The organism is Sporichthya sp., from assembly GCF_013815995.1.
In the GTDB taxonomy this organism is placed as follows: Bacteria; Actinomycetota; Actinomycetes; order Sporichthyales; family Sporichthyaceae; genus Sporichthya.
The window spans coordinates 1-8,736 of sequence record NZ_JACDFE010000193.1; the positions used below are offsets into that span (position 1 = coordinate 1).

Here is an 8,736-nt window from a genome sequence, read left to right on the forward strand (position 1 = left end):
GCGCTCGGGCGGGGGCCCGCGTCGGCCGGTCGCGGGCGGCGCGAGCGGGGGGTCACAGGCCGTAAGTCTAGGTGGCGATTCTCCCAGGCCTGTCACGCGAACCCCGCCCGAGCCGGCCGGGTCGCGGTCGGCTCGGGGCGGGTCAGGTGAACAGGTCGTCGATCTTCTGGAAGAGCTTGTAGAGGCCGTACGCGAAGGGCGAGGCGACCCAGATCCAGGCGATCGCCAACACCGGCCGCAGCTTCGCGTCCATGCCGGTGGCGGGCTGGGTCTCGGCCGTGTTCTCGGCGCTCATGACGGACTCCCGATCTTCTTGGGGTTCCCGCCGTCAGGTGGGCCACTGCCCGTCGTGACCGCCTGGGCGTCCTCCAAGTCAGCGGCCGTGTCCGTCGGCTCGACCGGAACGGCGTCCTCGATGCCGGCCGGCTCGTGGAAGCGCGGGTCCACCGGCTTGATCAGCTCGTTGCAGACGAACGCAATCACGAGCAGCACCGTGACGATGGCGAAGGACGGGGCGTAGATGTCCGGCCCGGTCTTTCCGTCGCTGATCCGTTCGTCGGCGATGTTGTTGATGATGAACGGGCCGAGTACGCCCGCGACCGACCAGGCCGTGAGCAGGCGGCCGTGGATCGCGCCGACCTGGTAGGTGCCGAACAGGTCCTTGAGGTACGCCGGAATGGTGGCGAAGCCGGCGCCGTAGAAGGACAGGATGAAGATGCAGCACACCAGGAACAGTGGCTTGCTGGAGTCGGTGGTGAGGAACACCAGCAGGTAGAGCAGCGCGCCGACGCCGAGGTACATCCGGTACATGTTCTTGCGGCCCAGGTAGTCCGAGGTCGAGGACCACAGGATGCGCCCGAGCGCGTTCGAGAGGGACAGGATCGCGACGAACCCGGCGGCGGCCGCAACCAACTCGGTCTTCGTGTCCGAGCCGGGGAAGAAGTCCTGATAGATCGGCGAGGCCCGTTCCAGGATGCCGATTCCCGCCGTGACGTTGAAGCACAGCACGACCCACAGCAGCCAGAACTGCGGGGTCTTGATGGCGTTGGCGGCCGACACGTTGCCCTTGGACTGCAGGAGCCGGTCCGCGCGCGGCGCCTGCTTGCCCGGACTCCAGCCCGCCGCGGGGACGCGGACGAGCAGGTAGCTCATCGCCATGAACACGACGTAGAACAGCGCCATCACGATGAAGGTCTTGGCGATGCCGTCCTGGGCCTTGTCGAGCACAGCTTCGGTGAGCGGGGCAGCCCCCTTGGCCGGCGGCGCGACGGCGGCGTCGAACTTCTTGAGCAGCTCGGTGCTGAACGGGGACGCGAACAGCGCACCGCCACCGAAGCCCATGATCGCCACGCCGGTGGCCAGACCTGGGCGGTCCGGGAACCACTTGATCAGCGTGGAGACCGGCGAGATGTAGCCGATACCCAGCCCGATCCCGCCGACGAAGCCGTATCCGACCACCACCAGCCAGTACTGGTCGATCGTCACGGCGAACGCCGCGATGGCCAGGCCGGAGCAGAAGCACGCCGAGGACACCGCCATCGCCCAGCGGGGCCCTCGGGACTCGACCCGGGTGCCCAGGACGGCGGCGGCGAGGCCGAGCATCACGATGCCCAGCTGGAACGGCAGCGCCGAGAGCGTCCCGGGGTGGTCGCTGTCGGTCAGCATGGTCGCCTCGAGCGGCTTCTTGAACACGCTCCAGGCGTACGCCTGACCGATCGCCAGGTGGACCGAGAGCGCGGCCGGCGGAATCAGCCAGCGGCTCCAACCGGGCGGTGCAATCGTCCGCTCGCGGTCGAGAAACCCGATGCTCATGGAATCACCTCTGCTCGGCCGGCCCCGAGCGGACAGTACCGGCGGGTCCGAGAGGTGTTCAGGATCGTTGCGTCCGGCGGCCGCGCGGCGCGCCGAAAGGTCGTCCTGTCCGGGCAAGTGGCCGATTTCGAGCGCCGAGCGGATCTGGGCTACTCCACGGCCTACTCCCGAATGCTTACGCGCCGCGAAGCCCGGCCACCACGTCGTCGACGTCGTCCGGCACCACGAGCACGTCGCGGGCCTTGGAGCCCTCGGACGGGCCGACGATGCCGCGGCTCTCCATCAGGTCCATCAGACGGCCGGCCTTGGCGAACCCGACCCGCAGCTTGCGCTGCAGCATCGAGGTCGAGCCGAACTGCGTGGTGATCACGAGTTCGGCGGCCTGGCAGAGCAGGTCGAGGTCGTCGCCGATGTCGCCGTCGATGTCCTTGGACGGTCCGGGAGCGGCCGTGACGTCCTCGCGGTAGACCGCGGTCATCTGCTCCTTGCAGTGTTTGACGACCGCCTGGATCTCCTTCTCCGGCAGGAACGCGCCTTGGATCCGGATCGGCTTCGAGGCGCCCATCGGCAGGAACAGCGCGTCGCCCTGGCCGACCAGCTTCTCCGCGCCCGGCTGGTCGAGGATGACCCGCGAGTCGGCCAGCGAGCTCGTCGCGAACGCGAGCCGCGAAGGCACGTTGGCCTTGATCAGGCCGGTGACGACGTCGACGCTCGGGCGCTGCGTCGCGAGCACGAGGTGGATGCCCGCGGCCCGCGCCAGCTGGGTGATCCGCTGGATGTGGGACTCGACATCGCGCGGGGCGACCATCATCAGGTCGGCGAGCTCGTCGACGACCACCAGCAGGTACGGGTAGGGCGTGTACACCCGCTCGCTGCCCAGCGGCGCGGTCAGGGTGCCGGCCCGGATGGCGGCGTTGAACTCGTCGATGTGCTTGAAGCCCGTCGCCTCGAGGTCGTCGTAGCGCAGGTCCATCTCGCGTGCGACCCAGCCGAGCGCCTCGGCGGCCTTCTTCGGGCTCGTGATGACCGGGGTGATGAGGTGCGGGATGCCCTCGTAGCCGGTGAGCTCGACCCGCTTGGGGTCGATCAGCACCATCCGGACCTCTTCCGGGGTGGCCCGCATCAGGATCGAGACGATGAGCGAGTTGATGCAGCTGGACTTACCGGCGCCGGTCGCACCGGCGACCAGGATGTGCGGCATCTTCGCCAGGTTCGCGCAGACGAAGCCGCCCTCCACGTCCTTGCCGAGCGCGACCACCATCGGGTGGTGGTCGTTGCGCGCGTTGTCCGAGCGCAGCACGTCGCCGAGCGTGACCCACTCGCGGTCCGTGTTCGGGATCTCGACGCCGATCGCGGACTTGCCGGGGATCGGGCTCAGGATGCGCACGTCGGCGCTGGCGACCGCGTAGGCGATGTTCTTGCCCAGGGCGGTGACCCGCTCGACCTTCACACCGGGGCCGACCTCGACCTCGTAACGCGTCACGGTCGGGCCGCGGGTGAAACCGGTGACCTGCGCGTCGAGGTCGAACTGATCGAGCACGCCGGTGAGGGCGGCGACGACGGAGTCGTTGGCCTTGGTGCGGGCCACGTGCGCGGTGCCGGCGCTCAGGGCGGTGGGCGGGGGCAGGTGGTAGGCAATCTCGCCGGCCAGGACAAGCTGCTCACCGCGCAGCGGCGGGGCGTTGGCCGGCGCGGGCAGCAGATCGGCGGTCGGGTCGATCAGGCCGATGACCGGGCCGGTGGCCTGGTCGTCGGTCGCCGGCGCGGGCTTGGGCAGCTTCTTGGCGGCGGGGATCACCGGGGTCTCGAACGGCTCGTCGCCGACGAGGACCTCGGGGGCGGTGGTGCGACGGCGGCGCTTGGGCTTCTCCAGCAGGTGCTCCTCCGCCTGGTGCGGCGGGAGCTCGTCGACCTCGCGTGGCTCGGGCGGACCGATGATCGGGGTGGCCAGCGCACGCAGTCGCTGCGGCAGCTTGTTGAGCGGGGTCGAGGTGATCACCAGCAGGCCGAAGACCGTGATCAGGCCGAGCAGGACGCCGGCGATCGGCGCGCTGATGGCCTCCACCAGCGGGCGCGAGACCAGGTAACCGACCATGCCGCCGGCGTCGCGGGTGGCCTGCTCGTCCTCGGGCAGGGGCACGTCCTTGGCGACGTGCACCAGGCCGCAGACCCCGACCGTGAGCGCGGTGACACCGACGCCGATCCGACCGCGGTCGGTGCCGTCGGGGGTGTTGCGCAGGATGTAGAGCCCGAGCACAGCCAGAGCGACCGGGACCGCCAGCCCGGGCGAGCCGATGCTGCCGGCCACGACAGCGCGGATACCGCGGCCGATCGAACCCTCCAGACCCCACCACTCCCCCGCGGCCACGACGACGGCGAGCCCGAACAACGACAGGCCGATCCCGTCGCGGCGATGCGCCGGGTCCAGCTCGCGGCCGGTGTTGCCGATCCCGCGGACCACGGTGCCGATCCCTCGCGCGATCGCCAGGAACAGGCCCTCCAGCACGGCCCAGAAACCGAGGATCAGCCCGGAGACCGGGTTGACCTTCATCTGGGAGGCGGCAGCCCTGCGGATCGGGGCCCCACGCTTCGGCACCTTCTTCGCGGCCGGCTTCGCGGCCTTGCCGGCTGCCCTCCCGCGCGCAGGCGGAACCGAGCCCTTGCCCGAGGTCGTCGACGCGCTGCGGGGCGCACGAGTTGCCATAGTTCGCAGGGTATATCTGGTGTCCCACCAGCCCCGTGCGCCACGCGGCGGTCGTCGACCATTCGCTCATGCATGAGCGAATGGTGGCGGCTCAGGCGGTCTCGGCCCGCCGGCGAAACAGAACCGCCGCCCTTAGCTCGTTTCGTGCTCGCGGAGCCGGCGGGCCATCCCGGCCAGCAGGCTGCGGGTCAGGCCCGGCGCCTTCACCAGCACGGTTTCGAACTCGGTCCGGCCGATCACCAGCACGTCCAGCTCGGAGGTCGCGGTGACGGTGGCGTTGCGTGGCGCGGGGTCGAGCAGGGCGAGCTCGCCGAAGAAGTCCCCCGGGCCCGAGTGTGTCCACCACGGCGCCGCCGCGGTTCACCCGGGCGGTGCCGTCGACCAGGATGAACAGCTCCTCACCGGGATCGCCCTCGCGCACCAGGTCGTAGCCGACGCCGACGCTCCGAAAGGTCGCCTGGGCATCCAGGGCCTTGAGCTCGGCCCGGCCGCACTGCGCGAACAGCGGCACGCGGGCGAGCAGGTCGAGGTACTCGCGACGCCGGCTGATTAAATCTGAGGGTGCGTCAGACGGAGACGACGACCGGCAGGATCATGGGCCGACGACGGTAGGTCTCGTTGACCCACTTGCCCACCACCCGGCGCACCATCTGCTGCAATTGGTGCGGGTCGGTGATGCCGTCCGCCGCCGCGCCGTGCAGGCATTCGACTACGCGAGGCAGCACCGCCACCAGCGCGTTGTCGTCGATGCCGGAACCGCGCGCGGTCACCTCGGGCCCGCCGGTGATCTTGCCGGTGTTGGCGTCGATCACCACGAACACCGACACGAAGCCCTCGTCGCCGAGGATGCGGCGGTCCTTGAGGGAGGCCTCGGTGACGTCACCCACGGACAGGCCGTCGACGTAGATGTAACCGCACGGCACGGCGCCGACGATCTGCGCGACGCCGTCGGCGAGGTCGACGACCACGCCGTCGCCGGCCATCACGACCCGCTCCTTCGGCACCCCGGTCAGCATCGCCAGGTCGGCGTTCGCGCGCAGGTGGCGCGGCTCGCCGTGGATCGGCATCACGTTGCGCGGCTTGACCAGGTTGTAGAGGTAGATCAGCTCACCGGCCGAAGCGTGCCCGGACACGTGCACCAGCGCGTTGGACTTGTGCACCACCTTGGCGCCGATCCGGGTCAGGCCGTTGATCACCCGGGACACGTCGTTCTCGTTCCCCGGGATCAGCGAGGACGCCAGGATCACGGTGTCCTCGTCGGTGATACGGATCGCGTGGTCGCGGTTGGCCATCCGCGAGAGCGCGGACATCGGTTCGCCCTGGGAGCCGGTGGACAGGAGCACCACCTCGCCCGCGGGCAGATTCTCGATCTCCTTGGGGTCGACCATGACGCCCGGCGGGACGTGGAGGTAGCCGAGGTTCTGGGCGACGCCCATGTTGCGCACCATCGAGCGCCCGACCAGGGCCACCTTGCGCCGGTTCGCCACCGCCGCGTCGATGATCTGCTGCACGCGGTGCACGTGGCTGGCGAAGCAGGCGACGATGATGCGCCCGGAGGCGCCGTCGAAGACCCGGTTCAGCACCGGGCCGATCTCGCGCTCGGCCGGGATGAAGCCCGGCACCTCGGCGTTGGTGGAGTCGACCATGATCAGGTCGATGCCCTCGGTGCCGAGGCGGGCGAAGCCGGGCAGGTCGGTGAGGCGGCCGTCCAGCGGCAGCTGGTCCATCTTGAAGTCGCCGGTGTGCAGCACCACCCCGGCCGGAGTGCGCAGCGCGACCGCGAGCGCGTCCGGGATCGAGTGCGTGACGGCGAAGAACTCGCACTCGAACGGCCCGAGCCGCTCGATGGTGCCGCCGTCGACCTGCAAGGTGTACGGCCGGATCCGGTGCTCCTGCAGCTTCGCCTCGATGAGCGCGAGGGTCAGCTTGGAGCCGATCAGCGGGATGTCGTTCTTGCGCCGCAGCAGGTACGGGACGGCACCGATGTGGTCCTCGTGCGCATGCGTGAGCACGATCGCGTCGATGTCGTCGAGGCGATCTTCGATGTAGGTGAAGTCCGGCAGAATCAGGTCCACGCCGGGCTGGTGCGCCTCCGGGAACAGGATCCCGCAGTCGACGATGAGCAGTCGGCCGCCGTACTCGAAGACGGTCATGTTCCGGCCGATCTCGCCGAGACCGCCGAGCGGAACGATGCGCAGGGCACCGGGCGCCAACGGCGGCGGGCTGGAGAGCTCCGGGTGCGGGTGGCTCATAGAGAGAGGCCGCCGGCCGCAAGATCCGCGCGCAGGCGCTCGATCTCTGCGGAGGAGGCGTCGACCAGAGGCGATCGGACCGGTCCGCCGGGCCGGCCCTGCAAGGCCAACGCAGCCTTGACCAGGATCACGCCCTGGGTGCGGAAGATGCCTTCGTAGATCGGCAGCAGGCCCTGGTGGATCTCGATCGCGCGGGCGACATCGCCCGCGACGAAGGAGTCCACGAGCTCACGCAGCCTCGGCCCGACGATGTGCCCGACGACGCTGACGAAGCCGACCCCGCCGACCGAGAGCAGCGGCAGGTTGAGCATGTCGGTGCCGGAGTAGAACGCGAGGTTCGTGTTGGCCATGACCGTGCTGGCGGCGCCGAGGTCGTCCTTGGCGTCCTTCACCGCGACGATCCGATCGTGCTCGGCCAGCCGCAGCAAGGTGTCGGTGGCGATCGGCACCCCGGAGCGGGCCGGGATGTCGTAGAGGATCACCGGCAGCCCGGTGGCGTCGGCGACGGCGCTGAAGTGCGCGGCCAGGCCGGACTGCGGGGGCTTGTTGTAGTACGGCGTGACGACCAGCAGCCCGCCGGCGCCGGCCTTCTCGGCCTGGCGCGCGAGCTCGATGGTGTGCCGGGTGTCGTTGGTGCCGACGCCGGCCACGACGCTGGCCCGGTCCCCGACCGCCTCGACGACGGCGCGGATAACCTGCTCCTTCTCCGCGTCCGTGGTGGTCGGCGACTCACCGGTGGTGCCGTTGACGACGATCCCGTCGTGGCCGCCCTGGTCGACCAGTTCGCTGGCCAGACGGGCGGCGCCTTCGGTGTCCAGGGCGCCGTCGCGGGTGAACGGGGTGACCAGCGCGCTCAGCACACGGCCGAACGGCGTCGCAGGGGTCACGGCGGGAAGTGCAGACATGGTCGTCAACGTACCGTTTCGCAACGCCGGACGAGGCCTGGGTTACGTGAAAGCGACCGCAGTGGCGGGATCGACAGGCCAATTGGCTGCGCGAGCCGGGCCGGAACTAGCTGATCGCGTCGCCGCCCGCTCGGGGGATCGGACGGCAACGCGATCTGAACGGAAATCGCGTTTGCCGCCGTCGGCGTTACGGGTGGGGTTGAGGACGTGACGTCTGTCATCCGTCAGGGCGAGACGCGCCCGTTGAGGTCGAACGCGCTCTGGGTCAGGGGCATCAGCCGCGCCCAGTGCGCTTCCATCTCCTCCGCGACCATCTCGATCTCGCGCTGCGGGAACGAGGGGAAAGTCGAATCCTCCCGCTTCGTCCGCAATGACAGGAAGCTCATCAGCGAGCGGGCGTTCAGGGTCACGTACATCGAGGAGTACGTGGTCACCGGCAGCACGATTCGGGCCACCTCGCGGGCCACGCCGGCCGCGAGCATCTCCTGGTAGGCGTCATACGCGGTCCGGCAGGCGTCCTTGGTCGCGCGGGTGACGATCTCGTGCTGTTCCGGGGTGCCGTCGACGAAGGTGTACGCGCCGGGCTTCGCTTCCTGCTGGAGCTTGCGTTCCGGGCCGGGGACGTAGAACACCGGTCGCAACTCGCGATAACGCCCGCTCTCCTCGTTGTAACTGATGCCAATACGGTGCCGCATGAACTCGCGGAACACGAAAATCGGCGCCTGCACGAAGAAGGTCATGGAGTTGTGCTCGAACGGGCTGCCGTGCCGGTCCCGCATCAGGTACCGGATCAGCCCGACCGAGCGGGACGCGTCGCCGCCCACGTCCTCCAGTGACTGCTCACCCTTGGTCGAGACCCGGGCCGCGAAGAGCACGTCGGCGTCGTTCGCCGAGGACTTCACCAACTCGACCGTCATGTCGGAGCGGAACACCACCGGGTCCGAACCCTCAACCACATCGGGCTCCTGGGCGGTGTCCAGCGTCATGTCCGGTCCTCTCTCGCGGGTGCCCCCAAAGGATGCCCTACGCCCCCGACAAGGAACGGCGCCGCTCCCGTCAGGAG

8 protein-coding genes are annotated in these 8,736 nt (G+C 69.7%); 1 reads left to right on the forward strand and 7 read right to left on the reverse strand.

The window, feature by feature from the left end; all coding sequences use genetic code 11:
- Positions 1-142: 142 nt before the first annotated feature.
- The 4 genes from H0X00_RS18385 to H0X00_RS23950 all read right to left on the reverse strand — a co-directional run bounded on the left by H0X00_RS18385 (position 143) and on the right by H0X00_RS23950 (position 4,816).
- Entirely contained in the window at positions 143-295 is a 153-nt protein-coding gene (locus H0X00_RS18385) for a hypothetical protein (RefSeq protein WP_293773747.1), read from the reverse strand.
- Complete coding sequence (locus H0X00_RS18390) at positions 292-1,812, reverse strand: OFA family MFS transporter (protein WP_293773749.1); 1,521 nt, start codon at positions 1,810-1,812, stop codon at positions 292-294. The genes H0X00_RS18385 and H0X00_RS18390 overlap by 4 nt, the downstream gene beginning before the upstream one ends.
- A 175-nt stretch (positions 1,813-1,987) precedes the next feature.
- Entirely contained in the window at positions 1,988-4,516 is a 2,529-nt protein-coding gene (locus tag H0X00_RS18395) for a DNA translocase FtsK (protein WP_293773751.1), read from the reverse strand.
- Between the two features lie 132 nt (positions 4,517-4,648).
- A complete protein-coding gene (locus H0X00_RS23950) occupies positions 4,649-4,816 on the reverse strand; it encodes a hypothetical protein (RefSeq protein ID WP_367186690.1) in 168 nt (55 codons plus the stop codon).
- Between H0X00_RS23950 and H0X00_RS18400 the strand changes: the two genes are divergently transcribed.
- Positions 4,782-5,069: a hypothetical protein gene (locus tag H0X00_RS18400; RefSeq protein WP_293773753.1), complete on the forward strand. Its 288-nt coding sequence runs from the start codon at positions 4,782-4,784 to the stop codon at positions 5,067-5,069. The genes H0X00_RS23950 and H0X00_RS18400 overlap by 35 nt on opposite strands.
- Before the next feature lie 13 nt (positions 5,070-5,082).
- On the opposite strand, the gene H0X00_RS18405 is transcribed toward H0X00_RS18400, so the two are convergent.
- The 3 genes from H0X00_RS18405 to thyX form a co-directional block, all read right to left on the reverse strand.
- Positions 5,083-6,768 (reverse strand): ribonuclease J, encoded by a 1,686-nt coding sequence (locus H0X00_RS18405; RefSeq protein ID WP_293773755.1) that lies wholly within the window; start codon positions 6,766-6,768, stop codon positions 5,083-5,085.
- Entirely contained in the window at positions 6,765-7,673 is a 909-nt protein-coding gene (gene dapA, locus H0X00_RS18410) for a 4-hydroxy-tetrahydrodipicolinate synthase (RefSeq protein WP_293773756.1), read from the reverse strand. The genes H0X00_RS18405 and dapA overlap by 4 nt, the downstream gene beginning before the upstream one ends.
- Before the next feature lie 224 nt (positions 7,674-7,897).
- Positions 7,898-8,659 (reverse strand): FAD-dependent thymidylate synthase, encoded by a 762-nt coding sequence (gene thyX / locus H0X00_RS18415; RefSeq protein WP_293773757.1) that lies wholly within the window; start codon positions 8,657-8,659, stop codon positions 7,898-7,900.
- Between the last annotated feature and the right edge of the window lie 77 nt (positions 8,660-8,736).

Excerpts from the sequence above, each read along its gene's own strand:
- H0X00_RS18385 (WP_293773747.1), bottom strand. The coding sequence starts at position 295 with ATGAGCGCCGAGAACACGGCCGAGACCCAGCCCGCCACCGGCATGGAC.
- dapA (WP_293773756.1), bottom strand. The coding sequence starts at position 7,673 with ATGTCTGCACTTCCCGCCGTGACCCCTGCGACGCCGTTCGGCCGTGTG.
- H0X00_RS18395 (WP_293773751.1), bottom strand. The coding sequence starts at position 4,516 with ATGGCAACTCGTGCGCCCCGCAGCGCGTCGACGACCTCGGGCAAGGGC.
- thyX (WP_293773757.1), bottom strand. The coding sequence starts at position 8,659 with ATGACGCTGGACACCGCCCAGGAGCCCGATGTGGTTGAGGGTTCGGAC.
- H0X00_RS18390 (WP_293773749.1), bottom strand. The coding sequence starts at position 1,812 with ATGAGCATCGGGTTTCTCGACCGCGAGCGGACGATTGCACCGCCCGGT.
- H0X00_RS18405 (WP_293773755.1), bottom strand. The coding sequence starts at position 6,768 with ATGAGCCACCCGCACCCGGAGCTCTCCAGCCCGCCGCCGTTGGCGCCC.